Below are 25,824 nucleotides of genomic sequence, written 5' to 3'. Positions count from 1 at the left end.
ATCGTGAGGGCGTGACGGACAAGCCCCGCATTCCGAACGTGCTCGCCGCCCGCTACGCCTCGGCGGAGCTGGTCTCGCTCTGGTCGCCGGAGCAGAAGGTCGTCCTGGAGCGGCAGCTCTGGCTCGCCGTCCTCAAAGCGCAGAAGGACCTCGGCGTCGCGGTGCCCGACGGCGTCGTCGAGGACTACGAGCGCGTGCTCGACGACGTGCGGCTGGAGTCGATCGCCGCCCGGGAGCGTGTCACCCGTCACGACGTCAAGGCGCGCATCGAGGAGTTCAGCGACCTCGCCGGCCAGGAGCACATCCACAAGGGCATGACCTCGCGCGACCTCACCGAGAACGTCGAGCAGCTGCAGCTGCTCCGCTCGCTGGAGCTCGTGCGCGCCCGCGTCGCCGCCGTACTGGCGCGACTGGCCGCCCTCGCCGTCGAGCACGCCGACACCGTCATGGCCGGCCGCTCGCACAACGTCGCCGCGCAGGCCACCACCCTCGGCAAGCGGTTCGCCACCGCGGCCGACGAGCTGCTCGTCGCCTTCGAACGGCTCGACAACCTCATCGAGCGCTACCCGCTGCGCGGCATCAAGGGCCCGGTCGGCACCGCGCAGGACATGCTCGACCTGCTCGGCGACGAGTCCACTTTGGACCAGCTCGAAGACCGCGTCATGCAGCACCTCGGGTTCGGCCGCCGGTTCGTCAGCGTCGGCCAGGTGTACCCGCGCTCGCTCGACTTCGACGTGCTGTCCACTGTGGTCCAGCTCGCCGCGGCGCCGTCCAGCCTGGCCAAGACGATCCGGCTGATGGCCGGGCACGAGCTGGTCACCGAAGGCTTCAAGCCCGGCCAGGTCGGCTCGTCCGCCATGCCGCACAAGATGAACACCCGCTCGTGCGAGCGCGTGAACGGCCTCGCGGTCGTGCTGCGCGGCTACCTCTCCATGATCGGCGAGCTGGCCGGCGACCAGTGGAACGAGGGCGACGTCTCCGACTCGGTCGTCCGCCGCGTCGCGCTGCCGGACGCGTTCTTCGCGCTCGACGGCCTGCTGGAGACCTTCCTCACGGTCCTTTCCGAGTTCGGTGCCTTCCCGGCGGTCATCGAGCGTGAGCTTGATCGCTACCTGCCGTTCCTCACCACCACGAAGGTGCTCATGGCGTCGGTCCGCGCGGGCGTCGGACGTGAGACGGCCCACGAGGCGATCAAGGAGCACTCCGTCGCCGTCGCGCTGGAGATGCGGGAAGGCCGCGCCGAGAACGACCTCCTCGACCGCTTCGCCGCCGACGAGCGCATCCCGCTCGACCGCGGTGAGCTGGACAAGCTGCTGGCCGACCGCATCTCGTTCACCGGTACGGCCGGCCGTCAGGTCGCGCAGGTGGCCGAGCGTGTGGCGCGGGTGCTCGAGCGGTTCCCCGCGGCCGCGGGCTATGCGCCGCAACCGATCCTGTGAGCTGACGCACCCGTCCACGGAGTGGAACGAATCCACACGAACGGGCGAAATCCCTAATCTCGATCGCTGAACCCGGAGCGTCAGGACCCCTACCCCGTGGCCTGACGTGCTTTCCTCGCGCCCAAGCGCGCCGACCTCTGGAAGAAGCGATGAGATCCACGCTGTCGAAAATCGCCGCGGCCGTCACCGCGGGCGCGTTGACGCTGACCCTGGCCGCCTGCGGCTCGGACAGCTCCGCCGCGGGCCAGACCCTGCGCGTCGGGACCCTGAGCGACGCCCCGCCGTCGATCTACCTCGAGAACGGCCGGTTCACCGGCTACGACAACGAGCTGCTGCGCGACATCGCCCAGCGTGAGGGCTTCGAGGTCGAGTTCGTCGGCACCGAGTTCTCCAGCCTGCTGGCCGGCGTCGCGACCGGCAAGTTCGACATCGGCAGCTCGACGATCTCCAGCACCGAGGCACGCAAGAAGACGGTCTCCTTCTCCAACGGCTACAACACCGGCTTCACCACGATCGTGACCGCGAAGGGCGCGAACCTCAAGGACCCGGCGGCGTTCGCGGGCAAGCGGCTCGGCGTCGTCCAGGGTTCGGTGCAGGACGAGTTCGCGGGCAAGACCGCCGGCGCCCAGGTCGTCCGCTTCCCGGACTACAACGCGGGTTTCGCGCAGCTGAAGAACGGCACGCTCGACGGCTGGGTCGTGCCGCAGGACATCGGCCAGAAGTACCTGGACCAGAACCCGACGGTCCCGCTGGAGCTCGGCTACACGGTCGAGGACAAGGACACACCCTCGGCCTTCGCCGTCGCCAAGAACAACCCCGACCTGCTGAAGAAGCTCAACGACGGGCTCGCCAAGGCGATCGCGGATGGCTCGGTCGCCCGCATCTACGGCCAGTTCTACAAGACGACGCCCCTGTCGAAGGAACTCCGGCAGGGTGGCCCTGGCCTGCCCGTGAAGAACGTGGGTGCGTGACATGAAGAAGCTGATCGTCACCGTGCTCGCCGCCGCCCTGACGCTCACCGCGTGCGGTGGTTCGGACAACGCCTCCTCGACGCTGCGCGTGGGCACGTTGAGCGACGCGCCGCCGAACATCTTCCTGAAGGACGGCAACTACACCGGCTTCGACAACGAGCTGCTCAAGGCCGTCGCGGCCAAGCAGAACCTCAAGCTGGAGTTCGCCGCGACGGACTTCTCCGCGCTGCTGGGGCAGGTCGCGTCGGGCCGCTACGACATCGCCAGCTCGGCGATCGCGCAGACCGACGAGCGCAAGAAGACGGTCGACTTCTCGTCGGTGTACGACTTCGAGACCATGAGCATCCAGGCCAAGCAGGGCACGCCGGTCACCGACGAGCAGGGCCTGGCGGGCAAGCGCGTCGCCGTCATCCAGGCGACCGTCGGCGACCACTGGCTGACCGGCACGGTTCCCACCGCGCAGGCCGTGCGGTTCCCGGACTACGCCGCCGCGCTGACCGCGTTGAAGAGCGGCGCGGTCGACGCGTACATCCTCGACCAGAGCATCGCCGAGAAGAACGTCACCGACAACCCGGACGCCAAGCTCGTCGTCGTGAAGAGCTTCGTCACCGACGTGCCGCACGGCTTCGCGGTGAAGAAGGGCAACACCGAGCTGCTCGGGAAGATCAACGACGGGCTCAAGCAGGTGATCTCCGACGGTACCTGGCTTAAGCTGCACCAGCAGTTCCTGCCGACCGCTCCGGTGCCGGCCGGGTTCCAGGGTTAGGAGAAGCATGAAGAAGACACTGGTCACGGCGCTCACCGCGACCTTGCTGGCCGCGCTCACGGCGTGCGGCGGCTCGGACAGCGGTGGCGACAAGACCTTGCGGGTCGGCACGCTGAGCGACTCGAAGCCGAACGCCTACCAGGAGAACGGCAACTACACCGGGTTCGACAACGAGCTGCTGAAGGCCATCGCGGCCAAGGAAGGCCTGAAGCTCGAGTTCGCCGCGACGGAGTTCTCGGCCCTGCTCGGCCAGGTCGCCAACGGCACGTTCGACATCGGCAGCTCGGCGATCTCCCAGACCGACGCCCGCAAGAAGACCGTCGACTTCTCGGCGCCGTACAACTACCAGTCCCTCGGCATCGAGGCCAAGGAGACCGCCGGCATCACCGACGAGAACTCCCTGGCGGGCAAGCGGATCGGCGTCGTCCAGGGCACGGTCTCGGACTCGTGGCTCGGCACGAACGCGCCGACCGCGCAGGCCGTCCGCTTCCCCAATGACGCGGCCGCCCTCAACGCCCTCAAGACCGGCGCGATCGACGGCGCGGTGTTCGACCAGGCCACGGCCGAGGACTACGCGAAGAACAACGCCGACGCGAAGCTCAAGGTGACCAAGGCGATCACCACGACCATCCCGCACGGGTTCGCGTTCAAGAAGGGCAACACGGACCTGATCGCCAAGGTCAACGACGGCCTCAAGAAGGTCATCGCCGACGGCACGTGGGTCAAGGTGCACGACCAGTTCGAGCCGTCCGCGCCCGTGCCCGCCGAGTTCAAAGCGGGGCAGTAGTCCACAATGGACGATTTCGTCAACACGTTCCTGGACTGGGACTACATCTCCCAGGTCCTGCCGGACCTGCTGAAGACCGGCTTGCTGAACACGCTCATCCTGTCGGTGTCCTCGGCAGTGATCGGCACTGTGCTCGGCATGCTGCTGGCGGTGATGGGCCTGTCCGCCAAGTGGTGGCTGCGCTGGCCCGCGCGGGTCTACACCGACATCTTCCGCGGGCTGCCGGCCATCCTGACGATCCTCCTGATCGGCCAGGGGCTCGGTACGCTCGCGCGGGACGTCGTCGGCACGAACCCGTACCCGATGGGCATCCTGGCGCTGTCCCTGATCGCGGCGGCCTACATCGGCGAGATCTTCCGGTCCGGCATCCAGAGCGTCGACAAAGGACAGATGGAGGCCAGCCGCGCGCTCGGCATGAGCTACACGAAGTCGATGCTGCTGGTGATCATCCCGCAGGGCGTCCGGCGGGTGCTGCCGGCGCTGGTGAACCAGTTCATCGCGCTGGTCAAGGACTCCAGCCTCGTCTACGTGCTCGGCCTGCTGTCCGGGCAGCGCGAGCTGTTCCGGATCGGCCAGGACCTCGCGGCCAACACCGGGAACCTGTCGCCGCTGGTTGCCGCCGGGGTGTTCTTCCTGGTGATCACGGTGCCGCTGACGCACCTGGTGAACTACATCGACAAGAAGCTCCGGACCGGCCGCAAGGTGCGCACCGACGAGCCGGACGACGGTGACCCGGTGGAGATCGGTCCCGGAGGGAGGGTGAGCACGTGGTGACGACGGCGGTGCGCTCGTCCAGCGTGGAGCTGCGCGACATCCACGTCAGCTTCGGCACGCTCGAAGTCCTGCGCGGGGTCGACCTCAAGGTCGAGAGCGGTAAGACGACCTGCGTGATCGGGCCGTCCGGCTCCGGCAAGTCGACGCTCCTGCGGTGCGTGAACCGCCTGCAGGAGCCCGACTCCGGCGACCTCCTGCTCGACGGCGAGTCCGTGATCCGGTCGGACCCGGACGCGCTGCGCCAGCGCGTCGGCATGGTGTTCCAGCACTTCAACCTCTTCGGTCACCGGACGGTGCTGGACAACATCGTGCTGCCGCTGCGCAGCGTGAAGAAGCTGAGCAAGGAGGAAGCGGCGGCGATCGCCCGCGCCCGGCTGGCGGACGTCGGTCTCGCTGACAAGGCGCCCTACCGGCCGAGCGCGCTCTCGGGCGGCCAGCAGCAGCGCGTCGCGATCGCCCGGGCCCTGGCGATGGACCCCGAGGTGATGCTCTTCGACGAGGCCACCAGCGCGCTCGACCCCGAGCTGGTCAAGGGTGTGCTGAACCTCATGGCGGGCCTGGCTTCGCGGGGGCTGACCCTGATCGTCGTGACGCACGAGATGGGCTTCGCGCGCAGCGTCGCCGACGAGGTCGCGTTCATGGACGCGGGCCGCATCGTGGAGCAGGGGCCGCCGGCCCAGATCTTCGATGAGCCGCAGAGCCCTCGTCTGCAGCGGTTCCTCTCCCAGGTGCTCTGACCCGCACCGCAAAACCGGGAGCTTCGTCGCCGTGCCCGCAGGTAGCCTGCGGGCATGGCGAGGATCGCGCGGCTGACGTACTACCCGGTGAAGGGCTGTGCCGGCACTTCGGTGCCGGCCGCCGAGGTCGGGCCGGCCGGACTGGCGCACGACCGGGTCTTCCAGGTCGTGGCGCCGGACGGCGACTTCCGCAGCCAGCGTCGTTACCCGGCGCTGGCGGCGGTCCGCCCGAAAGTCGACGGCGGCAAGCTCGAGCTCGCCGCACCGGGCATCGAAGACCTCGTCGTCGACATCCGGCACGACGGCCCGCGGCACCCGGGCTCGACGTTCTCCTGGCACGGCACCGGCATCCACCAGGGCGAGGAAGCCGCGCAGTGGTTTTCGGAGCTGCTCGGCCGGCCATCCGTCCTGATCGGCGTCGCACCGGACCACGAGCGCGTCACCGGCGGCGAGACGCCCGGCACCGCCGCGTTCGCCGACGGGCACGCGCTGCTCGTCGCATCCGAGTCCTCATTGGACGGCTTGAACGAGCGGATCGCTTCCCGCGGTGGCGAACCCGTGCCGATGGACCGCTTCCGCCCCAACATCGTCATCTCCGGCTGGATCGAGCCGCACACCGAGGACGAAGTCCGAGCGATGACCCTGGGCACCGCAAAGTTCGGCTACGCCAAGCAATGCGTGCGCTGCACGGTGCCGATGGTCGACCAGGAGACCGGCGAGAAAGCCGGCCCCGAGCCGATCCGCACGCTCGCGAGCTACCGCCGCCACCCGGACGGCGGCGTGACTTTCGGGATGAAGGCCGCTGTCCTGCGTCCCGGTCAGGTGACGGTCGGCGACGAGGTGATCGTGCACTCCTGGGCGGGCCCCAGCCCCAGCACGGCCGCGGCCGAACCGCCGTTGACGGCGACGGCGAGCCGTCCGGCGGAGTCGGTGTAGAGCACGCTCGCGCCGGCGGGCACGTCGGCGAAGGTCCGCCCGACCTCGGTGGTCACCGCGACCCGCTCGCTGTGCACGGAAACCGCGCCGGACAACCCCGACAGCTCCAGGTCCGCCGGGGTCGCGGCGAGCTGGACGTTGCCGAAGTGGTCGACCGTCAGCACTTCCGAAACCAGCTTCCCGGGGAACGCCGCCACGAACGGCTCCGGCAGCTCGATCAGGTCGGACACCGGGTCACCGAAGTCGGCCGGTGCGACGCCCAGCGCCAGGTGCGCCGCGGCGGGCGCGAAGACGTCCCGGCCGTGGAACGTCGCCGACGTCACCGGCAGCCGCAGCGAAGGCTCAGCCAGCTCGTACGCGGCCCGGACCCCGCCCAGTGCGTGCGCGGCGGGCAGCAGGAGGCCGTTGTCCGGCCCGACCAGCAGCCCGCGCTCCGCGACGACGACCACGCCGAGCCTGGCCGTGCCGACGCCCGGGTCGACGACGGCGACGTGCACCGCCTCCGGCAGGAACGGCACCGTCTGGGCCAGCGCCATGGCCCCGTGCCGGACGTCCTGGGGCGGCACCTCGTGTGTGACGTCGAGCACCCGCACGGCGGGCGCCAGCCGCGCGATCACGCCGTGGCAGGCCGCCACGAAGCCGTCGCGCAGGCCGTAGTCGGTGGTCACCGAGATCCAGTCGTACGCCATGCCAGCATCATCCATGGTGGCGGAGGGTGCGCGTTAGGGTTCAGCGCGTGACACCCCTCCCCACCCCCGAGCGACTCACCTCCGGCAAGGTCCGTGACCTGTATGCCATGGGCGACCACCTGCTCATCGTCGCTTCCGACCGCATTTCCGCCTTCGAGCGCGTGTTCCCCACCGGCGTCCCGGACAAGGGCCGGGTCCTCACCGCGATGAGCGTGTTCTGGTTCCGCGAGCTGGCCGACGTCCTCCCGAACCACCTGGTGGCCTGCGACGGCCCCGGCATCCCGGACGCCTTCCGCGGCCGGGCGCTGCTGGTCGAGCGCCTCGACATGCTGCCGGTGGAGGCCGTCGTCCGCGGCCACCTCACCGGCCGCGGGTACGCGGACTACCGCCGTTCCGGGGAAGTGTGCGGCATCGCGCTACCGCCGGGCCTGGCCGAGTCGGCACGGATCCCGGAGCCGATCTTCACGCCGTCCACCAAGGCGCGCCCCGGCGAACCCGACGAGAACATCGACTTCGACACCTTCGCGTCGATCCTCGGCCGTGCGCGTGCGGAAGAGGTCCGCGAGGCGTCGCTCGAGCTGTACCGCCGGGGCGCCACGCGGGCCGCCGAGCAGGGCCTGCTGCTGGCCGACACGAAGTTCGAGTTCGGCATCGGCAAGAACGGCGGGCTCGTGCTCGCGGACGAGCTGCTGACGCCGGATTCCGCGCGCTACTGGCTCCCCGACGGCCACCGCCCCGGCCGCCCGCGGCCGTCGTTCGACAAGCAGCACGTCCGGGACTGGCTGGTCGACCCGGCGTCCGGCTGGGACTGCGTGTCCGCGCTGCCGCCGTTGCCGCCCGAGGTGGTGACCGCCACGCGCGACCGGTACCTCGAAGCATGCCGCCGCATCACCGGCCGTTCCCTGGCAGACTGGCTGCGTGATCCTGCTGATCTGCGGCAGCCTGCGAGCAGGCTCCGGCAATGCGGCGGTGCTGGGGACCGTGGCGACGCTCACCGCGAGCAAGACGTACACCGGCCTCGGCGACCTGCCGCACTTCAACCCGGATGACGACCGGGACCCGCTGCACCCGGAGGTCGCGGCGCTGCGGGCGGCGATCAAGGACGCGGACGCGGTCCTGATCTGTACGCCGGAGTACGCGGGCGGCCTGCCGGGCTCGTTCAAGAACCTCCTGGACTGGACGGTCGGCGGCGGCGAGATCTACGGAAAGCCGGTGTCCTGGATCAACGCGTCTTCGGTGGCGGCGCCGACGGGCGGCCGCGACGCGCACGACTCGCTGCGCAAGGTCCTGACGTACGCGGGCGCGAAGATCGTCGACGAGGCGTGCGCGCGGATCCCGGTCTCCCGCGCGGACGTCGCCGACGGCCAGGTCGCCGACCCCGACCTGCGAGGCCGGATCGCGGTGGCGGTGCAGCGGCTGCGCGAAGGCGTCTGACCCTTCCGGCAACGGACGCTCGCCCGTTCTGCGCAGTTCACGGCGACGTCAGACGCGTGCGTCCCAATGGTGGCGTGGACGCTCAGTTGCTGGTTTCGCTGTCGGGAATCACTCCGCGCACGCTGCACCGGTGCGCCGACCTCGCGGCCGAGCTCGACCGCCGCCGCGTGCCGCTCTCGGTGCTGTACGCCGCCCGCACCGGCGGCGGCCCGGTGACGGAATGGGTGCGCACGCGCGCCCGGGCCGGCGATTCCGTGCTGCTGCACGGGTACGACCACACCGTCACGCCCACGCACCGCACGGTGTACCTGGGCAAGAAGGCGGAGTTCGCGACGTTGCCGGCGCACGAGGCGCGGCTCCGGCTGATTGCCGCGAAGGCCGCCTTGGACACCGCGGGCCTGACGGTCGACGGCTTCGCGCCACCGCGCTGGATCGCCTCCCCGGGCACGCTGCAGGCCTTGGCGGAACACGGGTTCCGCCTGTGCGCCGACCTCGGCGCGGTCCGCGACCTCGTCACGGGCGAGGTGCGCCGGGCGCGCGTCCAGGAGTTCACGAGCCAGTCGCACCGCACAGAAACGGTGCGCTGCTTCGCACTGGTGCTGGCGGCGGCGCGCGCGGCCCGCCGGGGCGGGCTGGTCCGGCTGGGGGTGGACGCCACGGACCTCACCCGCCCCGGCCTCCGCCAGGCCCTGCTCGACGCCGTCGACGTCGCCCTGGAGAACCGTGCGTTCGGCGCCACGTACGGCTCGCTCCGGACGGTCGCGGCCTGAGCGACGATCAGCCGCACCGCACAGCCGCCCAGGCACGCCCGGAACCCGCAGCGGTTCCGGGTGCCCAGCGGCCGGCCGCTGTCGCTTCACTCTGGAGTTGTCAATGATCGCCCCTGACGGGGATGGGGCTCGTTCCCGCTTTCAATGCGCCGGGTTCGGGTCGAGGAGCACTTCGAGCCGTCCGAAGGCCATGTCGACCGCCGGGGCGAGCGCGGGTGCGTCGGCCCCGGCGAGCCGGCTGCCTGCCTGGTAGCAGGCCACCGCGACCTGCGCCGCCACCACCGCGACCTCCCGTGGTGTGCCGCGTTCCAGCAGGATCGCCTCGCCCAGCTCGGCGAACCGTTGCAGCTTCCGCGTACTGCGGTCCTTGAGCTCCGGGTTCTCCTCCAGCAAACGCTGGTGCATCTCGTAGTGCGTGGCGTCCGCGGTGGCTTCCGCGCACACCTCCAGCACCAGGGCGCGGACCTGGTCCAGCGCCGCCGGAAGGGTCCGGGGTGCCTCGCCCGGCAACGCCCGCTGCCGCTCCGCCAAGTGGTCCAGCAGCTGCTGCTCGTCCGAAAACACCACCTCCTGCTTGTCGCCGAAGTACCGGAAAAACGTCGTACGCCCCACTTCCGCGCGCTCGGCGATGTCCGTGACCGTGACATCGGTGAAGCCGCGCTCCGCGAACAGTTCGAAGGCTGCCTCGACGATCTGTTCGCGAGCTTGTTTCTGCTTGCGCTCCCGCAGCGAGGGGCGTTGTTCCATGAGCCAACAGTAGCGGAACCGGTATCGAGTCCGCTACGGTACCGAGTACCAGTTCGAATCGAGTACCTGATCGGGTGAAGGGGCGAGGCCATGACCGAACCGACGAAGACGCTGCTCATGACGGGGGCGAGCCGGGGACTCGGCCGGGCCGCGGCGGAACGACTGCTGCGGGACCGGCCGGACCAGCTGCTGCTCATCGTCGTGCGAGGGGAGGAGGCCGGGCGCCGGGTCGCGCGGGAACTGGCCGCGCGCACGGGGAACGCGAACGTCCGGGCGGTGTCGTGCGACCTCGGCTCCCTGGCGGAGGTGCGCGAGGCGGCGGACGCCGTGCGGAAGATGCTCGACGAGCGGGAGATCCCGCCGCTGGCCGGGTTCCTGGCCAACGCGGGCGTGCAGATGGCGTCGGCCACGAAGACGACGGCGGACGGGTTCGAAGCCACGTTCGGGATCAACGTCCTGGCGAACTACCTGCTGATCCGCCTGCTCGCCGACCGGTTCGAGCCGGGCGCGCGCGTGGTGGTCACCGGAAGCGAGTCGCACTTCGGCGACTTCCGGCACAACCTGGGCCTCGTCCCGGCACCGCACTGGACTGGCACGCGGAGTCTCGCCGAGCCGGGCACCGGCCCCGAGGCCGAAACCGTGGCCGCGGGGCGCCGGGCCTATTCGACCAGCAAGCTCGGCGTGCAGTACCTCGTGCACGCCCTCGCGAGGCGGCTGCCCGAGGTCGACGTCTACGCCTACACCCCCGGGCTGGTCCCCGGCACGGGCCTCGTCCGGGACGCCGGCGCGATCCAGCGTTTCGGCTTCCGGTGGCTGCTTCCGCTGTTGTGGGCGACGCCCATCGCGACGAGCCCGCAGACCGCGGGGGTCAAGCTGGCCGCGGCCATGACGGCGCCTCGGCCGGCCGAGTCCGGGGCGTACCTCGACCGCGGCCGGGTCGTGCCGTCGTCGGCGGAGTCCTACGACGAGGAGCGGGAGGAGGAATTGTGGCTTGGCGCGGCCGAGTTGTGCGGCGTGCCGGTCGGTCCGTCGTGACCCGCACGCCGCGCGGCCTAGAACTTCGCCGGCTCGGCCCGGTCCAGCACCTTGACCTCGGTCCCCTCCGGCGCGAGGTTGCCGAACAGGCCGTAGTGCAGAGCCGGGTTGGCCAGCACGGCTTCGTGGATCGGCACGGCCACCCGCGGCGCCACGGCCCGCAGGTAGTCGACGGCCTCGCCGGCCTTGAGCCACGGCGCGCCCGTCGGCAGGCCCAGCACGTCGATCTTCTGCTCGGGCACGAAGAACGAGTCGCCCGGGTGGAAGAACGCGCCGTCGTCGAAGACGTAGCCGATGTTCGGGATCACCGGGATGTCCGCGTGGATGACGGCGTGCTCGCCGCCGACCGCCTTGATCGAGGTGTCCCCGACGGCGAACGCGTCACCCACGTTGGCGATGTCGAACTGGAGGCCCAGCTTTTCGACCTCGGGAGCGGAACCGGGGTCGACGATCAGCTTCGCGTCCGGGTTGGCTTCGAGGATCTTCGGCAGCCGCTTGACGTCCAGGTGGTCGAAGTGCTGGTGCGTGACCAGCACGGCGGACAGCTCCCGCTCACCCTCGAACCCGGTGGAGAACGCGCCGGGGTCGATCAGGATCCGCTCGGAGCCGGTCTCCAGCAGCAGGCAGGCGTGTCCGAAATGGACGATACGCATCGATGTTCTCCTTCGCAGGTGGTCGATTCCAGCCTAGTCCCGGTTCGTCAGCCGGTGCCGGATGTCGTCGAGGTCGCCGCGGCCGACCCCGGCGTCGAGGAAGTACCGCTCGGCGTCGAATCCCTCGAGCGTCTCCCGGATGGCGGCCGCGGTCGTCGTGCCCCGCTCCGCGAGGAGAGCCTCGATGGCCGGTCCTTGCTCTTCCGCGCCCATCGCGGCGAACAGCGGTTTCACGGCAGCGGCGGACAGGTCGTAGTCCGCCGCGATCGCGTCGGGTTCGACGCCGGCGAGCGCCAGCAGCAGGAGCGCGACCAGTCCGGTCCGGTCCCGCCCGGCGCCACAGTGGAAGAGGACCCCGCCGGGGGCGGACCGCGCGATCGCCTCGATGACAGCGGCGCAGCGTTCGGGCTTCCGTTCGAGGAAGACGCGGTAGTAGAGCGGGGTGCCGTTCAGCCGCTCACCGTTGACGTACCGCCAGAACTCGACGTCGTCGATGTCGTCGAGGGGAACCTCCACGCGGTCGATGCCGGATGGCGTGGTCGTGCCGGCCGCGGCGGCGAACTGCGCCGAGCCCGCCAGCGCCGTCGGGCTGTCCGTCGTCGGCCGGATCTCGTCGGCGTTGCGCAGGTCGATGACGGTCCGGACGCCGGACTCCCGCGCCTGGGCCCAGCCGGCGCCGGTCACGAACCGGAGGTCCGCGGCTCGGTAGAAGGCACCGTGGCGAGTCGTGCGACCCGCTCCGGTCGGCAGGCCACCGAGATCTCTGGTGTTGTAAAAGCCTTCCCAGGTCACTGCTCTGCTCATGCGTCACAGTCTGCCGGTGAGCAGGGCGTCACCCAGCTCGGTCCGCCGGTACAGCACCCGGTGGCCACGACGCTCCGAGGCCAGCAAACCCGCGCTGCGCAACGCCGTGAGGTGCGCGGAAACCGTCGCCGGCGCCAAGTCGTGGCGCCGGGCCAGCTCGGTCGTCGCCGCGGGGCGGTCGAGGGTCGTGAGCAGCAGCGCCCGCGTCCGGCCGAGCACCTCGACCAGCGGCTCCGGTGGTGCCGCGGAAGACGTCCACAGCGAGACGACGCCACGAGCGGGGTAGAGCAGTGAGATCTGCCAGGGCGGCACCGTCACGACGCCGACGTTCGGCCACGCGAACACCGCCGGGATCAGCAGCAACCCGCGTGCATCGATCTCCAGCCGCTCGCGAGCCGGAAGGTCGACCAGCACCGACGTGTCCGACAGCCGCACGCGCGGGTGCAGGCCGGCCAGCATCGACGCGAGCCCGCCGGAACCCAGCTGCCGCGTCCGGTGCGCGATGTCCGCCGCCAGCAGCTCGCGCAGGCGGGGCCACTCCGGCGCGAGCAGCGCGTCCCACACTGTCGCCAGCTGGTCGGCCAAGAGGTCGCGCGCGGCCGCCGGATCGTCCGGCAGCAGTGCGAGGTCGGCGTCGACCATCCCCAGCTCCAGCGCGACCTGGTGCGGTGGCGTCGCGCGGACCGCGCGCAGCTGCGCCTCCACCGTCGTCTCCGGGCCGTCGGGCGGCGGGCTCAGGAACTCGGTGATGTAGTGCCGCGCGCTCAAGACCGCCGCCAGTTCGGGCACGTCGGGAGCGTCGGCGAGCCACGGCAGGTGCGCCGGGTGCCGCCGGACGCCGAGCAGCGTCTGGACGGCGCCCAGCACTTCCTCCAGTGGCGAGATGGCGAACCGGACGCGTTGCGCACCGGCCGCCGTCAGCACGAGCTCGATCATCGGTGATTCGTCCTCACCCGAATCAGTGTGCCTCGGGTGAGCCGCGGACGAGCGTGTGAGCATGTCGTTGTTCACCCATCGCGCCTACTGGCGCTGGTCGGCGGGCGTCCAGTTCGCACGGCTCCCGGCGACCATGGCGCCGCTCGCCTTCACCCTGCTGACCACCGCGACGACCGGTTCCTACCGGCTCGGCGGCGTACTGATGTCGGTCTACGTCGCCGCCGAAATGGTCTGCGCGGTGCCGGTCGGGCGGCTGCTCGACCGCGTCGGCCCGGCCCGCGGCCTGCCGGTGCTGCTGCTCCTGACCGCGGCGGGATTCGCGGTGCTCGCGTTCGCCGCCGCGGCGGCCGCACCCGGTGCTGTCTTGCTCGCGGTCGTCCTGCTGCCCGGCATCACGGGCGGGGCGTTGTCGGGCGGGTTCCGGACGCTGCTCGCGGACACGGTCGACGACGGGCTGCTTCCCCGGGCGATCTCGGTCGACGCGATGATCCTCGACGGCGTGCTCGTCGGCGGTCCGGCGTTGGTCGCGCTGCTCGACATGGCCGGTTCGCTCGTGCCGCTGGCCGCGATGGCCGCCGCCTGCGTGGCCGCGGCCCTGCTCGTACCGCGTCGCGCGGGTGAGCGCGAACGGGTGGAATCCGGGCACGACGTCCCGCCGGTGGGGCTCGTCGCCTGCCTGCCGTGGCTGTGCTGCGCCTTCACCATCGGGCTGCTGACGTCGACGATCGAGGTCGCGCCGTTGCCGCTGGTCCAGCGCCTCGGCGCGTCCGAGACGGCCGCGCCGGTGGTGATCGCCGTCCTGACCGGGGCGAGCATCGCGGGCAGCGCGCTCTACGTGTGGCGGGGCAAGATCGGCGATCCGCGGCTGTTCCTCGGCGGGTTCGTCGTCGGCGGGCTCGTGCTCGCTGCCGACCTGGGCTGGGCGGGCTTGATCGCGTCGGTGGCCCTGGTCGGCGTGTGCGGTGGTCCGCTGGTCGCCGCGACCTCGGTCAACCTGCAGCGCGTGCTGCCGAAGAACCGCAGGTCGGCGGGGTTCTCGCTGTCGTTCACGGTCCAATCGGCCGGCTTCGGGCTGGGTTCGCTGGCCGTCGGCGTGCTGCCGTTGTGGCTCCCACCGTTGTTCGGTGTCTTTGCCGCGGCGATCGCGGGTGCAATGCTGGTGGCGAAGCCCGCGAGAGCTATTGGCACGATGTCAGTAACGTCGTAGCCTGGGCTGACCCGCTACCTCCAGGGAGACGCCGATGACTGCCGTCCAGCCGAAGCCGACGTCGGTCGGCGAGACCTTCGACTCGCTCAGCCCGGCGACCGACGAGGTGGTCGGAACCTACCCCGTGCACAGCGCCGAGGACGTCCAGGCCGCTGTCGCGCGGGCCCGTGTCGCGGCGAAATGGTGGGAGGACCTGGGCTTCGCCGGGCGCGCCGAGCGGCTCCGCGCCTGGAAGGGCGTGCTGACGCGCCGGCTCCCGCAGCTGTGCCAGGTGGTCCGCGACGAGACCGGCAAGCCGATCGCCGACGCGCAGCTCGAGAGCGTCCTCGCCATCGAGCACATCTCGTGGGCGGGCAAGCACGCGAAGAAGATCCTCGGCAAGCAGAAGCGCTCGGCCGGGCTGCTGATGTCGAACCAGGCGGCGACCGTCGAGTACCAGCCGCTGGGCGTGGTCGGCGTGATCGGCCCGTGGAACTACCCGGTGTTCACGCCGCTGGGCTCGATCGCGTACGCGCTCGCGGCGGGCAACGCCGTGGTCTTCAAGCCCAGCGAGTACACGCCGGGCGTCGGGAAGTGGCTGGTCGACGCGTTCGCCGAGATCGTGCCGGAGCAGCCGGTGCTGCAGCTGATCACGGGCTTCGGCGAGACGGGCGCGGCGCTGGTCGGCGCGGGCGTCGACAAGATCGCGTTCACCGGCTCGACGGCGACCGGCAAGCGCATCATGGCCGCGGCGGCCGAGACGCTGACGCCGGTCGTCATCGAGGCGGGCGGCAAGGACCCGGTGCTGGTCGACGCGGACGCGGACCTCGACGCGGCGGCCGACGCGACCGTCTGGGGTGCGTTCTCCAACTCCGGCCAGACCTGCATCGGCGTCGAGCGCGTGTACGTCCACGAAAAGGTGCACGACGAGTTCGTCGCGAAGGTCGTCGAGAAGTCGAAGGACGTGCGCGCGGGCTCGGACGAGGCCGCGCAGTACGGCCCGGTGACGATGCCCTCGCAGCTGGGCGTGATCAAGCGCCACATCCAGGACGCGCTGGCCCGCGGCGGCAAGGCGGTCCTCGGCGGCGAGGAAGCGGTCGGCGACCGGTACGCGCAGCCGACGGTGCTGATCGACGTCCCGGAGGACTCCGAGGCGGTCACCGAGGAGACGTTCGGCCCGACGGTGACGATCGCGAAGGTCCGTGACATGGACGAAGCGGTCGAGAAGGCGAACAGCACGAAGTACGGCCTGGGGTCGACGGTCTTCTCGAAGTCCCGCGGCGTGGAATTGGCCGAGAAGCTGCGCACGGGCATGACGTCGATCAACGCACCGCTGTCGTTCGCGGGCATCGCGTCGCTGCCGTTCGGCGGCGTGGGCGACTCGGGCTTCGGCCGCATCCACGGACCGGAGGGGCTGCGCGAGTTCGCCCGCACGAAGGCGATCGCGCGTCAGCGCTTCACAGCGCCGTTGACGCTGACGTCGTTCAGCCGCAAGGAGTCGACGGACGCGCTGGTGGCCAAGCTGGTCACCATCCTGCACGGCAAGCGCTGAGACGGTCCGGGGTTGTGGACAAGTCGCGTCCACAGCCCCGGAACTGTCGGTAGCCCCCGGTAAACTGGATACCGGGGGCCGCGGCCCACCCTCAGCGTTCCCGAATCAGATCGGCCGCCTTCTCCGCCACCATGATCGTCGGCGCGTTGGTGTTCCCGCGCGGCACCACCGGCATCACCGAAGCATCGACCACCCGCAGCCCCTCGACCCCGCGCACCCGCAGTTGAGGATCGACCACCGCCTGCTCGCCGGAACCCATCGAGCACGTCCCGACCGGGTGGTAAAGCGTCTGCGTGTTCTCCCGGATGTGCTCGGCCAGCTCGGCGTCGGTCAGATCGTGCCGCGTCGGCAGGAACGGCTTGTCCAGGAACCGCTTCAGCGGGCCGGCGCGACCGATCTCGATCAGCGCGCGCAGCCCGGCGATCATCTTGTCCAGGTCCGCCGACTCCGCGTAGTACGCCGGGTCGATTTCCGGCTTCCACGAAGGGTTCGCCGACTTCAGCCGCAGCCGGCCGCGGCTCGCGACGTCCACCAGCGTCGCCGCCGACGTGAAGCCCGGGACCGTCGGCTCGCGCATCCCGTTGTCGTAGAACAACGTCGGCGCGACGTGGATCTGCATGTCCGGCGCCGGAAGCCCGTCGGTGGTCGGGAAGAACGCGCCCGCCTCACCGATGTTCGACGTCAGCGGCCCGCGCTTGGTCAGCTGGTAGCGGACGAGCCCGCGCGGCGTGGCCGCGTCGACCAGGTCGGTCGTGCCGCGCGTGGACCAGATGATCCCGCACGCCGGGTGGTCGTGCAGGTTCTCGCCGACGCCGGGGAGCGCCGCGACGACGTCGATGCCGTGCTCGCGCAGGTGCTCGGCCGGGCCGACGCCGGAGACCATCAGCAGCTGCGGCGAGTTGACCGCCCCGCCGCTCAAGATCACCTCGGCCGACGCGCGCGCCGTCGTCTCGACTCCGTTGTCCAAATAGGACACGCCGACCGCGCGCGTGCCTTCGAAGACGACGCGGGTGGCGGGTGCGCAGGTCTTCACCGTGAGGTTCGGCCGCTCCAAAGCGGGCCGCAGGTACGCGTCGGCGGTGGACCAGCGACGGCCCTTCTTGCAGGTGACCTGGTAGACGCCGGCGCCTTCCTGGCTCTCGCCGTTGAAGTCGTCGGTGCGCTTGAGGCCCCACGTGACGGCCGAGTCGACCCACGCACTCGACAGCTCGTGGGTGAACCGGCGGTCCTCGACGTTCAGCGGGCCGTCGGTGCCGTGCAGCGGTCCGTCGAGCCGCTGGTTGCCCTCGGCGCGCTTGAAGTACGGGAGGACGTCGTCCCAGCCCCAGCCTTCGGCGCCGTGTGAATCGCGCCAGCCGTCGTAGTCGGCGCGGTTGCCGCGGATGTAGATCATCGCGTTGATCGACGAGCAGCCGCCGAGCATCTTGCCGCGTGGCCAGTACGCGGGCTTGCCGGTGTGCTTCTGCTCGACGGTCTCGTAGTTCCAGTCCCACCTGGTCTTGAACAGGTTCGGGAACGCGGCGGGGATGTGGATTTCGTCCGCGGTGTCCTCGGCGCCCGCTTCGAGCAGCAAGACCTGGGCCGACGGATCTTCGGTGAGCCGGTTCGCCAGCACGCACCCGGCGCTCCCGGCGCCGACGATCACGTAGTCGTAGGAGTCCACGGTGCCTCCACAGCTGTTGGCGCGATGTCAACGACTCATCATGGCGCAGTGGCGCGCCGTCGGCCAGTCTAGTTTTCCCGGCGGCCCCCGCAGCCTGCGGAACTGGGTGAACTATGCTCGCGGGGTACCCACGACCTGCGTGAATAAGGAGCAGCCTGCCGTGGCCCGAGTCGTCGTCGACGTCATGCCCAAGCCCGAAATCCTCGACCCGCAGGGACAGGCCGCGCTCGGCGCCGCCGGCCGTCTCGGCTTCACCGGGATCAAGGAGATCCGCCAGGGCAAGCACTTCGAGATCGAGGTCGACGACACGGTCGACGACGCGACGCTCGAGAAGATCGCCGAGGGCTTCCTCGCGAACCCGGTCATCGAGCAGTGGACGATCACGCGGGTGGACGCGTGAGCGCGCGCATCGGCGTCATCACCTTCCCGGGCACGCTCGACGACGGTGACGCGGCCCGCGCGGTCCGCTACGCCGACGCGGAGGCGGTGCCCCTGTGGCACGCGGACGAAAACCTCCACGACGTCGACGCGGTGGTCGTCCCGGGTGGCTTCTCGTACGGCGACTACCTGCGCGCGGGTGTCATCGCCCGGTTCGCGCCGGTGATGAACTCGGTGATCGAGGCGGCGCGCGCGGGCATGCCGGTGCTCGGCATCTGCAACGGGTTCCAGATCCTGTGTGAGGCGGGGCTGCTGCCCGGCGCGATGATCCGCAACCAGGGCCTGCACTTCATCTGCCGCGACCAGTGGCTGCGGGTGGAGAACACCGACACGGCGTGGACTTCGCGGTACGAGTCCGGCGCCGAGATCCTCATCCCGATGAAGAACATCGACGGCTGCTACGTGGCCGAACAGTCCACTTTGGATTCGTTGGAAGCCGAAGGGCGTGTCGTCTTCCGGTACGTCGGCGGGAACCCGAACGGGTCGCGCAACGACATCGCGGGGATCCGGTCGGAGAACGGCCGGGTCGTCGGGTTGATGCCGCACCCGGAGCACGCGATCGACGCGCTGACGGGCCCCTCGGATGATGGGCTGGGCATGTTCTACAGCGCGGTGGACGCGCTGATCAAGGCTTGAGGCTGGGCGGTGCCCCCCGGTGATCATGCTACCGAGGGGCACCGACAGTTCCGGGCCTGTGGACGAGAGTTGTCCACAGGCCCGGACTCAGCTCTTGCTCTGGTCGTTCGAAAGCCACTTCTCCGGCCGGACCCGCACCAGCACCGACCGCTCCCCGAGTGCCGAGTCGACGTACGCCTTCGCCTGGTCCGCAGGCCAATACCGGCCCGCGATCCGCAACGCCTGCTCGCGCGTCGGCGGCTCGTCGTTGGCCACCACCGGGCCCTCCACCGTCACGTACTTGTACGGCGGGTTCTCGTCCTGCGCCACCAAGCTCAACCGGCCGGCCGCGCGGATGGACTTGTCCTTCACCGTGTCGCGTTCCATCCAGATCAGCAGCTCGCCGCCCGGTGAATAGTCGTACCAAACCGGTACCGCCAGTGGCGCCCGCCCGGCTCGCTCCACCGCCAGCACCCCGACGTGCGCTCCGCTCAAGAACGATTCGCGTTCGGCCGCGGTCATCACGAAAGACATGTCGCTCCCCAGGTAGAAGATCCTCTACCCAGGGAGCAACACGGCACGAACTCCGGACATTCCGGACTACGAAGCCGCCGCCACCAGCCGCGCGTACGAACCGCCGGCCGCCAGCAGGGATGCGTGCGGCCCCAGCTCCGTGATCCGGCCGCCCTCGACCACCGCGACCCGGTCCGCCGCCGCGGCCGTGTGCAGGCGGTGGGCGATCGCGATCACCGTGCGCCCTTCCAGCACGCTGTTCAGCGACCGCTCCAGGTCCCGCGCCGAACCCGTGTCCAGCAGCGACGTCGCCTCGTCGAGCACCAGCGTGTGCGGGTCGGCCAGCACCACGCGGGCCAGCGCCAGCTGCTGGGCGATCGCCGCCGGTACCGGGTGCTCGCCCGAGCCCAGCTTCGTGTCGAGCCCGGACGGCAGGGTCGCCACCCAGTCCGACGCGCCCGCCGAGGCGAGCGCCGCCAGCAGCTCGTCGTCCGGCCAGTCGCCACCCGCCCGGCGGGCCGGCAGGGCCAGGTTCTGCCGGAGCGTCCCCGAGAACACGTGGTGCTCCTGGGTCAGCAGCAGGACCTCGCCGCGCAGGACGTCGTCGGCCAGGGACGACACGTCCTGGCCGCCGATCCGGACCGAGCCCGACGACGGCGCCGCGATGCCCGCCAGCAACCGGCCGAGCGTCGACTTGCCCGCGCCGGACGGGCCGACGATCGCCAGCCGCTCGCCGCGTGGCACCCGCAGGTCGATGCCGTGCAGCACCTCGCGGTCGGCCGTGTAGGCGAACCGGACGCCGTGCACGTCGATGTCGCGTCCGCGCGGGACCTCCGCCACCTTCGGCGACTCCTCGAGGGACACCGAATGGATGCCCAGGATCCGGCGCGCCGCGGCCGCCGCGACCTGCAGGTCTTCCAGCCAGAACAGCGCTTCGTTCAGCGGGGCCGACATCGCCTGCACGTACAGCAGCATCGTGGTGATCTCGCCGAGCCCGGCCCAGCCGCGCGTGTACGCGAGCAGCCCGAGCGGCAGCATCACCGCCAGCGGCAGCACGTAGCTGATCTCCAGCGACGGCAGCCACCGCAGCTGCAGCGCCCGCATCCGCCGCTCGCCGAGGATGCTCTGGTCCAGCGCGTCGTGCGCCGCGCCGACCCGGCGCTCGGTCAGCCCGAGCGCCTCGACCGTGCGCGCGCCCTCCGCCGTCTCGTGGACGCTGGTCGTCAGGTCCGCCCAGCGGTCGAGCATCCACTGCATCAGCGGCGGGATCCGCCGCTGGTACCAGACGTTCACGCACAGCAGCAGCGGCACCGCGACCAGCAGGCTCAGCGACAGCAGCGGCGACGTCAGCACCATCGCGACGACCGTGAACACCACGGTCACCGCCGCGATCAGGATCTCCGGCGCCGCGAACCGCGCCGCGTGGTCGATCCGGCCGAGGTCGGTCGTGGCGCGGCTGAGCAGGTCGCCGGTGCCGGCCGCCTCGACCGTGCCGAGCGGCAGCTGCAACGCCGTCCCGACGAACTCTTCGCGCGTCTCGGCCAGCACCAGCTCGCCGAACATCGCGCCGCGCAACCGCGCGATCTTCCGCGCTACCGCCTGCAGCGCCAGGATCCCGACGAACACCACGGCCAGCACGTCGACGTGACCCGTCGTCGTGCCGGCCGCGACGTCGTCGACCAGCGCGCCGAGCAGCTGCGGCCCGGCCAGCCCGATCAGCGTGGCCACGGCCAGCGAGCCCAGCAGCAGCCCGAACTCGCGTTTGTGCACCGTCGCCGTCTTCAGCGCCCAGCGCCGGACGTCCCGCCGGGACGCCGTGGGGAGCCGTTTCATACCGTCACTACCTTCGCCGTGAAGACTTCATCCGCCACATGTGTCCACAAGGGACTCTGGCTGAACACCACCGTCGTCTTGCCGCGGCGCAGTGCCGCGACGCGCTCGGTGATGCGTGCCTCCGTGTGCGCGTCGACCGCCGACGTCGGCTCGTCCAGCACGAGCACGTCGGCGTCGGTCGCCAGCGCGCGGGCCAGGTTCAGCCGCTGCCGCTGGCCGCCGGACACCTCGCGCCCGCGCTCGCCGATCACCTCGTCGACGCCCTCGGGCAGCGCCTCGACGATGTCGTCGGCGTCGGCCGCGTACAGCGCTTCGGTGATGCTCACGCCGCTCGGCCGCGCCGGCGCGAGCTGCTCGCGCAGCACGCCCGAGAACCAGATGTCCTGGTTGTGCGCGTAGACGACCCGCCGCCGCACCTCCGCGAGCGCGACGTGATCCGCCCGGACGCCGCCGATCAGCACCTCTTCGCCCTCGGCCGGGTCGGCGAACCGTGCCAGCCGGTCGGCCACCGCTTCGCCGTCGGCGCCGAAGTCGACGACCGTCAGCCGCCCGGCCGCGACGCGCACGCCGGACTCGGTGTCGACCAGCTCCAGCGGCCCCGCGGGCAGCCGGACCGGCGTCGCCGGGTCCGCCAGCTTCGGGTGGATCGCCAGCAGCGCCACCACCTTCCGCGACGCCACCAGGCCCGACGTGATCGAGCCGACGGCCTCGGTCGCGGCGGTGACCGGCCAGATGAGGAACGCCGAAACGCCGTAGAACGCCACCAGCTGCCCGACGCCGATCTCCCCGGCCACGGCCAGTCGCGCGCCCAGCCAGGTGATCACCACGGTGACCAGGCCGGGCAGCGCGATCTCGGCCGCGGCCAGCCAGGCCTCGGCCTTGCCGACCTCGATGCCGGCCCGGCGCACCCGCTGGCTCGTCTCGCGGAAGCGGGTGAAGAACCGCCGCTCGCCGCCGATGCCGCGCAGGATCCGCAGGCCCGACACGATGTCCGCGCCGAGCGCGTTGACGTCGCCGCGCTTCTCGCGCTGCTTGGCCTTGCGCTTCTGCAGCGGCGCCAGCAGCGGCCCGATGCCCAGCACCGCGACCGGCACGCCGACCAGCGCGACCACGCCGAGCAGCGGCGACGTCGAGATCAGCCACACGGCGACCACGACGAACGCCAGCAGCGAGCCGAACGCCCGGCCGGTCATCTCGACGGTGTTGCCGATGTGGTTGATGTCGGTGGTGGAGATCGCGACGAGGTCGCCGGTGGTCGTCTTCTCGCGCAGCCCGGCGCCGACGCGGGTGGTGTGCGCCGAGACGGCGCGCTGCGTCGAGCCCGCGCCGTGCAGCCAGAGGCCGTAGTTGAGGAAGTGCAGCCAGGTCCCGGTGAGCGTCTGCACCACGCCGAGCAGCGCGGCGGCCAGCGCCCAGCGCCAGACGGCGGCACCGTCGTGCGCGCTGACGGCGCCGATGCCCTGGCCGATCACCAGCGGCACCAGCGCACCCGGCAGCGCCCAGACGACACCGAGCGCGGCGGCGCCCAGCACCGTGGCGAGCCGGGCCCGGAACACGGCGAGCAGGAAGCGGCTCGCGCTCGGCCGCGCGGGCAGCCGCAGCGGCGGGAAGGGATACGTGGCGGAAAGCACGATTCCCGACGGTAAGCCGCCGACCAGCGGAAGGCGACCGATTTTCCGGCGCGCGCACCCCGGCCGTCCCGGGGGGACCCCCGGTTTCAACGCTACTCGCGGGGACCGACAGTTCCGGGCCCGCGCACCCGAGTTGTCCCCAGGCACGCCCGGCGCCGCCGAGTTGTCCCCAGGAGCCTCGAAGCTCTCGATGTCAGCTCGGTCACACCCGCCGGCGTCCGCCCGATCCCGGCGAACCCACCGTCCGGGGCGGCCGGGCGCGCCCCGTATCCTGGCGGCCGTGGCGAACCCTGACACGGACACCGTGACCAGCACCGTTGACACCACCGAGCGCGCCGGGGCGACCCCGGACCACACCCAGCCCTATCGCGAGCTCGGGCTCGCCGACGACGAGTACGCCCGCATCCGGGAAATCCTCGGCCGCCGGCCCACCGACGCCGAGCTGGCCATGTACTCGGTGATGTGGAGCGAGCACTGCTCCTACAAGTCGTCGAAGAAGCACCTGCGCTACTTCGGGGAAACCGCCACCGACGAGATGAAGGCCAAGATGCTGGCCGGCATCGGCGAGAACGCGGGCGTCGTCGACATCGGCGAGGGCTGGGCGGTCACCTTCAAGGTGGAGAGCCACAACCACCCGTCCTATGTGGAGCCGTACCAGGGCGCCGCGACCGGTGTCGGCGGCATCGTCCGCGACATCATGGCGATGGGCGCGCGGCCGCTCGCGGTCTCGGACGCGCTGCGCTTCGGCCCGGCCGACGCCCCCGACACCAAGCGCGTGCTGCCCGGCGTCGTCGCCGGTGTCGGCGGCTACGGCAACTGCCTCGGCCTGCCCAACGTCGGCGGCGAGCTCGTGTTCGACCCGTCCTACGCCGGCAACCCGCTGGTCAACGCGCTGTGCGTCGGCGCGATGCGCGTCGAGGACCTGCACCTGGCCTTCGCGTCCGGCACCGGCAACAAGATCATCCTGTTCGGCGCGCGCACCGGCCTCGACGGCATCGGCGGCGTTTCCGTCCTGGCGAGTGACACCTTTTCGGGTGACGAGTCTTCGGGCGGCCGCAAGAAGCTGCCGAGCGTCCAGGTCGGCGACCCGTTCACCGAGAAGGTGCTCATCGAGTGCTGCCTCGAGCTGTTCGCGCAGAAGCTGGTCGTCGGCATCCAGGACCTCGGCGGCGCCGGGCTCTCCTGCGCGACGTCCGAGCTGGCCGCGGCCGGCGACGGCGGCATGCACATCTACCTCGACCGTGTTCCGTTGCGCGCCACCGGGATGACGCCGGCGGAGGTGCTTTCGAGCGAGTCGCAGGAACGCATGTGCGCGGTCGTCTCGCCGGAGAACGTCGAGGCGTTCATGGCGGTCTGCCGCAAGTGGGACGTCATCGCCACCGACATCGGCGAGGTCACCGACGGCGAGCACCTGGTGATCACCTGGAACGACGAGGTCGTCGTCGACGTCCCGGCGCACACCGTGGCGCACCAGGGCCCGGTGTACGACCGGCCGATCGAGCGTCCGTCCACTCAGGACGCGCTGATCGCGGACACGTCGGCTTCGCTGCCGCGTCCGTCCACTCCGGACGAACTGCGCGCGGACGTGCTTCGTCTCATCTCCTCTCCCAACCAGGCTTCGAAGGAATGGGTGACGTCGCAGTACGACCGTTACGTGCGCGGTAACTCCGTGCTGTCGCAGCCGTCCGACTCGGGGATGATCCGGATCGACGAGTCGAGTGGCCGCGGCGTCTCGGTGGCGACGGACTGCAACAGCAAGTTCGTCTACCTCGACCCGTACCGCGGCGCGCAGCTGGCGCTGGCGGAGGCGTACCGCAACGTGGCGACGGGCGGCGCGACGCCGGTGGCGGTGTCGGACTGCCTGAACTTCGGCGCGCCGACCGACCCGGGCGTGATGTGGCAGTTCGAGCAGGCGGTGCACGGCCTCGCGGACGGCTGCGTCGAGCTCGGCATCCCGGTGACGGGCGGCAACGTGAGCTTCTTCAACCAGACGGGCTCGACGGCGATCCTGCCGACGCCGGTGATCGGCGTCCTCGGCGTGATCGACGACGTGACCCGCCGCATCCCGACGGGCATCGGCGCCGAGGCGGGCGAAACCCTGCTGCTGCTGGGCGAAACGCACGACGAGCTGGACGGTTCGGCGTGGGCCCGCGAGCTCCACGGCCACCTCGGCGGCGTGCCCCCGCGCGTGGATCTCGCCCGCGAGAAGCTCCTGGGCGAGATCCTGGTGGCGGGCTCCCGCGACGGCATGATCTCGGCGGCGCACGACCTGTCCGACGGCGGCCTGATCCAGACGCTGGTCGAGACGGTCCTCATCGGACAGTGCGGCGCCCGGGTGTTCCTCGACGACGGCCAGGACCCGTTCGTCCAGCTGTTCTCCGAGTCGGCGGGCCGGGTGCTGGTGGCGGTCCCGCGCACGGAGGAGCTGCGCTTCACGGAGATGTGCACGGCGCGCGGGCTGCCGTGGCGGAAGACGGGCGTGGTGGACCCGGATTCGGGAACGCTGGAGCTGCAGGGCATCACGGAGTTCACGCTGGACGAGCTGCGTGAGACTTGGGAGAAGACGCTCCCGGCCCTGTTTGGGTGACTCTAGTCTGCGACCTGTCCACAGCCTCGTTCGGTTGTGGACAGGTCGCTGATTTTCCGGCGCTCCCAAGGGGTTTGTCGCACCCTGCCGATAGACTGGACTCGGGGACGCCCCCCAAGGTGGGCGGTTTCTGGGGGTGGTTGCAACACCTGAGTTTTCAGGAGTTGCCTCTTGTCCAGACGGGATCGAGACCGGGCCTTGAGCCGGGCCGCGTGTTGTCCTGATCGGCGTGGCCGAGCGTTAACCGCCGAGCGGGTGACCTACTTTGCGCTGGTGGAAGCAGGAACAGGCAGCAGAGAAGCGGCCCGGCAGGTCGGGGTCAACTACC

25 protein-coding genes are annotated in these 25,824 nt (G+C 70.9%); 16 read left to right on the top strand and 9 right to left on the bottom strand.

The annotated features are described in order from the left end of the window. The first annotated feature begins 11 nt into the window (after positions 1-11). The 7 genes from purB (at position 12) to QQ657_RS47940 (ending at position 6,410) form a co-directional block, all read left to right on the top strand. A complete protein-coding gene (purB, locus tag QQ657_RS47970) occupies positions 12-1,439 on the top strand; it encodes an adenylosuccinate lyase (protein WP_284749109.1) in 1,428 nt (475 codons plus the stop codon). Between the two features lie 149 nt (positions 1,440-1,588). After that, a complete protein-coding gene (locus tag QQ657_RS47965) occupies positions 1,589-2,410 on the top strand; it encodes a substrate-binding periplasmic protein (protein ID WP_284749108.1) in 822 nt (273 codons plus the stop codon). Position 2,411: 1 nt separating this feature from the next. After that, a complete protein-coding gene (locus QQ657_RS47960) occupies positions 2,412-3,176 on the top strand; it encodes an ABC transporter substrate-binding protein (protein ID WP_284749107.1) in 765 nt (254 codons plus the stop codon). Between the two features lie 7 nt (positions 3,177-3,183). Continuing rightward, complete coding sequence (locus tag QQ657_RS47955; protein WP_284749106.1) at positions 3,184-3,963, top strand: ABC transporter substrate-binding protein; 780 nt, start codon at positions 3,184-3,186, stop codon at positions 3,961-3,963. Positions 3,964-3,969: 6 nt separating this feature from the next. After that, positions 3,970-4,737: an amino acid ABC transporter permease gene (locus QQ657_RS47950; RefSeq protein ID WP_284749105.1), complete on the top strand. Its 768-nt coding sequence runs from the start codon at positions 3,970-3,972 to the stop codon at positions 4,735-4,737. Next, entirely contained in the window at positions 4,734-5,474 is a 741-nt protein-coding gene (locus QQ657_RS47945) for an amino acid ABC transporter ATP-binding protein (protein WP_284749156.1), read from the top strand. Before QQ657_RS47950 ends, QQ657_RS47945 begins: the two co-directional genes overlap by 4 nt. 54 nt (positions 5,475-5,528) lie before the next feature. Continuing rightward, the gene (locus tag QQ657_RS47940; RefSeq protein WP_284749104.1) at positions 5,529-6,410 is read left to right on the top strand and encodes an MOSC domain-containing protein; all 882 of its coding nucleotides are present in this window, start codon (positions 5,529-5,531) and stop codon (positions 6,408-6,410) included. Here the strand turns inward: QQ657_RS47940 and QQ657_RS47935 are convergent. Then, the gene (locus QQ657_RS47935) at positions 6,293-7,099 is read right to left on the bottom strand and encodes an SAM hydrolase/SAM-dependent halogenase family protein (RefSeq protein ID WP_284749103.1); all 807 of its coding nucleotides are present in this window, start codon (positions 7,097-7,099) and stop codon (positions 6,293-6,295) included. The two genes, QQ657_RS47940 and QQ657_RS47935, sit on opposite strands and share 118 nt — an antisense overlap. 47 nt (positions 7,100-7,146) lie before the next feature. On the opposite strand from QQ657_RS47935, the gene QQ657_RS47930 reads away from it, so the two are divergent. From QQ657_RS47930 to QQ657_RS47920, 3 genes are all read left to right on the top strand, one after another. After that, positions 7,147-8,148 (top strand): phosphoribosylaminoimidazolesuccinocarboxamide synthase, encoded by a 1,002-nt coding sequence (locus tag QQ657_RS47930; protein WP_284749102.1) that lies wholly within the window; start codon positions 7,147-7,149, stop codon positions 8,146-8,148. Beyond that, positions 8,069-8,533: an NADPH-dependent FMN reductase gene (locus tag QQ657_RS47925; protein WP_284749101.1), complete on the top strand. Its 465-nt coding sequence runs from the start codon at positions 8,069-8,071 to the stop codon at positions 8,531-8,533. Before QQ657_RS47930 ends, QQ657_RS47925 begins: the two co-directional genes overlap by 80 nt. 74 nt (positions 8,534-8,607) lie before the next feature. Further along, on the top strand, positions 8,608-9,303 hold the full coding sequence (locus QQ657_RS47920) for a DUF2334 domain-containing protein (protein ID WP_284749100.1): 696 nt from the start codon (positions 8,608-8,610) through the stop codon (positions 9,301-9,303). Between the two features lie 141 nt (positions 9,304-9,444). Here the strand turns inward: QQ657_RS47920 and QQ657_RS47915 are convergent, their stop codons facing one another. After that, complete coding sequence (locus tag QQ657_RS47915; RefSeq protein WP_284749099.1) at positions 9,445-10,050, bottom strand: TetR/AcrR family transcriptional regulator; 606 nt, start codon at positions 10,048-10,050, stop codon at positions 9,445-9,447. A gap of 90 nt (positions 10,051-10,140) precedes the next feature. Between QQ657_RS47915 and QQ657_RS47910 the strand changes: the two genes are divergently transcribed. Then, positions 10,141-11,085, top strand: coding sequence for an SDR family NAD(P)-dependent oxidoreductase (locus QQ657_RS47910; protein WP_284749098.1), 945 nt, complete (start codon positions 10,141-10,143; stop codon positions 11,083-11,085). 17 nt (positions 11,086-11,102) lie between these two features. On the opposite strand, the gene QQ657_RS47905 is transcribed toward QQ657_RS47910, so the two are convergent. From QQ657_RS47905 to QQ657_RS47895, 3 genes are read right to left on the bottom strand one after another with little or no spacing between them, the layout of a single operon-like run. Beyond that, positions 11,103-11,738: an MBL fold metallo-hydrolase gene (locus tag QQ657_RS47905; protein WP_284749097.1), complete on the bottom strand. Its 636-nt coding sequence runs from the start codon at positions 11,736-11,738 to the stop codon at positions 11,103-11,105. Positions 11,739-11,771: 33 nt separating this feature from the next. Beyond that, positions 11,772-12,542: a tyrosine-protein phosphatase gene (locus QQ657_RS47900; protein ID WP_284749096.1), complete on the bottom strand. Its 771-nt coding sequence runs from the start codon at positions 12,540-12,542 to the stop codon at positions 11,772-11,774. Positions 12,543-12,545: 3 nt separating this feature from the next. Next, positions 12,546-13,478 (bottom strand): ArsR/SmtB family transcription factor, encoded by a 933-nt coding sequence (locus QQ657_RS47895; RefSeq protein ID WP_284749095.1) that lies wholly within the window; start codon positions 13,476-13,478, stop codon positions 12,546-12,548. A gap of 61 nt (positions 13,479-13,539) precedes the next feature. On the opposite strand from QQ657_RS47895, the gene QQ657_RS47890 reads away from it, so the two are divergent. Next, a complete protein-coding gene (locus QQ657_RS47890) occupies positions 13,540-14,685 on the top strand; it encodes an MFS transporter (RefSeq protein WP_284749094.1) in 1,146 nt (381 codons plus the stop codon). Between the two features lie 34 nt (positions 14,686-14,719). Further along, the gene (locus tag QQ657_RS47885) at positions 14,720-16,216 is read left to right on the top strand and encodes an aldehyde dehydrogenase family protein (protein ID WP_284749093.1); all 1,497 of its coding nucleotides are present in this window, start codon (positions 14,720-14,722) and stop codon (positions 16,214-16,216) included. Between the two features lie 91 nt (positions 16,217-16,307). Here QQ657_RS47885 and QQ657_RS47880 read toward each other — a convergent pair whose 3' ends face one another. Further along, a complete protein-coding gene (locus QQ657_RS47880; RefSeq protein WP_284749092.1) occupies positions 16,308-17,879 on the bottom strand; it encodes a GMC family oxidoreductase in 1,572 nt (523 codons plus the stop codon). A 160-nt stretch (positions 17,880-18,039) separates the two neighbouring features. Between QQ657_RS47880 and purS the strand changes: the two genes are divergently transcribed. Both purS and purQ read left to right on the top strand, forming a co-directional pair. After that, positions 18,040-18,279, top strand: a complete 240-nt coding sequence (purS, locus tag QQ657_RS47875; RefSeq protein ID WP_086675945.1) for a phosphoribosylformylglycinamidine synthase subunit PurS — start codon at positions 18,040-18,042, stop codon at positions 18,277-18,279. Next, positions 18,276-18,953 carry a phosphoribosylformylglycinamidine synthase subunit PurQ gene (purQ, locus tag QQ657_RS47870; protein WP_284749091.1) on the top strand — a complete coding sequence of 226 codons (678 nt, stop codon included), beginning with the start codon at positions 18,276-18,278 and terminating at the stop codon, positions 18,951-18,953. The genes purS and purQ overlap by 4 nt, the downstream gene beginning before the upstream one ends. Before the next feature lie 87 nt (positions 18,954-19,040). Here purQ and QQ657_RS47865 read toward each other — a convergent pair whose 3' ends face one another. The 3 genes from QQ657_RS47865 to QQ657_RS47855 form a co-directional block, all read right to left on the bottom strand. After that, entirely contained in the window at positions 19,041-19,466 is a 426-nt protein-coding gene (locus QQ657_RS47865; protein ID WP_284749090.1) for a pyridoxamine 5'-phosphate oxidase family protein, read from the bottom strand. A gap of 66 nt (positions 19,467-19,532) precedes the next feature. Further along, complete coding sequence (locus QQ657_RS47860) at positions 19,533-21,278, bottom strand: ABC transporter ATP-binding protein (protein ID WP_284749089.1); 1,746 nt, start codon at positions 21,276-21,278, stop codon at positions 19,533-19,535. Beyond that, the gene (locus QQ657_RS47855; protein ID WP_284749088.1) at positions 21,275-22,909 is read right to left on the bottom strand and encodes an ABC transporter ATP-binding protein; all 1,635 of its coding nucleotides are present in this window, start codon (positions 22,907-22,909) and stop codon (positions 21,275-21,277) included. Before QQ657_RS47855 ends, QQ657_RS47860 begins: the two co-directional genes overlap by 4 nt. Before the next feature lie 280 nt (positions 22,910-23,189). Between QQ657_RS47855 and purL the strand changes: the two genes are divergently transcribed. After that, a complete protein-coding gene (gene purL / locus QQ657_RS47850) occupies positions 23,190-25,496 on the top strand; it encodes a phosphoribosylformylglycinamidine synthase subunit PurL (RefSeq protein WP_434056857.1) in 2,307 nt (768 codons plus the stop codon). The last annotated feature ends 328 nt before the right edge of the window (positions 25,497-25,824 follow it).

The sequence above is a fragment of the Amycolatopsis ponsaeliensis genome (genome assembly GCF_030182635.1).
Classification (GTDB): Bacteria; Actinomycetota; Actinomycetes; order Mycobacteriales; family Pseudonocardiaceae; genus Amycolatopsis; species Amycolatopsis ponsaeliensis.
Note: the sequence above shows the minus strand (reverse complement) of the source record. Positions and strands in the feature narration are given on the sequence as shown.

What these genes read in the sequence shown, in the direction of transcription:
- QQ657_RS47940 (WP_284749104.1), top strand. Translation starts at nt 5,529, where the DNA reads ATGGCGAGGATCGCGCGGCTGACGTACTACCCGGTGAAGGGCTGTGCC.
- QQ657_RS47865 (WP_284749090.1), bottom strand. Translation starts at nt 19,466, where the DNA reads ATGTCTTTCGTGATGACCGCGGCCGAACGCGAATCGTTCTTGAGCGGA.
- QQ657_RS47915 (WP_284749099.1), bottom strand. Translation starts at nt 10,050, where the DNA reads ATGGAACAACGCCCCTCGCTGCGGGAGCGCAAGCAGAAACAAGCTCGC.
- QQ657_RS47885 (WP_284749093.1), top strand. Translation starts at nt 14,720, where the DNA reads ATGACTGCCGTCCAGCCGAAGCCGACGTCGGTCGGCGAGACCTTCGAC.
- QQ657_RS47860 (WP_284749089.1), bottom strand. Translation starts at nt 21,278, where the DNA reads ATGAAACGGCTCCCCACGGCGTCCCGGCGGGACGTCCGGCGCTGGGCG.
- QQ657_RS47905 (WP_284749097.1), bottom strand. Translation starts at nt 11,738, where the DNA reads ATGCGTATCGTCCATTTCGGACACGCCTGCCTGCTGCTGGAGACCGGC.
- QQ657_RS47895 (WP_284749095.1), bottom strand. Translation starts at nt 13,478, where the DNA reads ATGATCGAGCTCGTGCTGACGGCGGCCGGTGCGCAACGCGTCCGGTTC.
- QQ657_RS47950 (WP_284749105.1), top strand. Translation starts at nt 3,970, where the DNA reads ATGGACGATTTCGTCAACACGTTCCTGGACTGGGACTACATCTCCCAG.
- QQ657_RS47960 (WP_284749107.1), top strand. Translation starts at nt 2,412, where the DNA reads ATGAAGAAGCTGATCGTCACCGTGCTCGCCGCCGCCCTGACGCTCACC.
- QQ657_RS47935 (WP_284749103.1), bottom strand. Translation starts at nt 7,099, where the DNA reads ATGGCGTACGACTGGATCTCGGTGACCACCGACTACGGCCTGCGCGAC.
- QQ657_RS47965 (WP_284749108.1), top strand. Translation starts at nt 1,589, where the DNA reads ATGAGATCCACGCTGTCGAAAATCGCCGCGGCCGTCACCGCGGGCGCG.
- QQ657_RS47910 (WP_284749098.1), top strand. Translation starts at nt 10,141, where the DNA reads ATGACCGAACCGACGAAGACGCTGCTCATGACGGGGGCGAGCCGGGGA.
- QQ657_RS47900 (WP_284749096.1), bottom strand. Translation starts at nt 12,542, where the DNA reads ATGAGCAGAGCAGTGACCTGGGAAGGCTTTTACAACACCAGAGATCTC.
- QQ657_RS47955 (WP_284749106.1), top strand. Translation starts at nt 3,184, where the DNA reads ATGAAGAAGACACTGGTCACGGCGCTCACCGCGACCTTGCTGGCCGCG.
- QQ657_RS47890 (WP_284749094.1), top strand. Translation starts at nt 13,540, where the DNA reads ATGTCGTTGTTCACCCATCGCGCCTACTGGCGCTGGTCGGCGGGCGTC.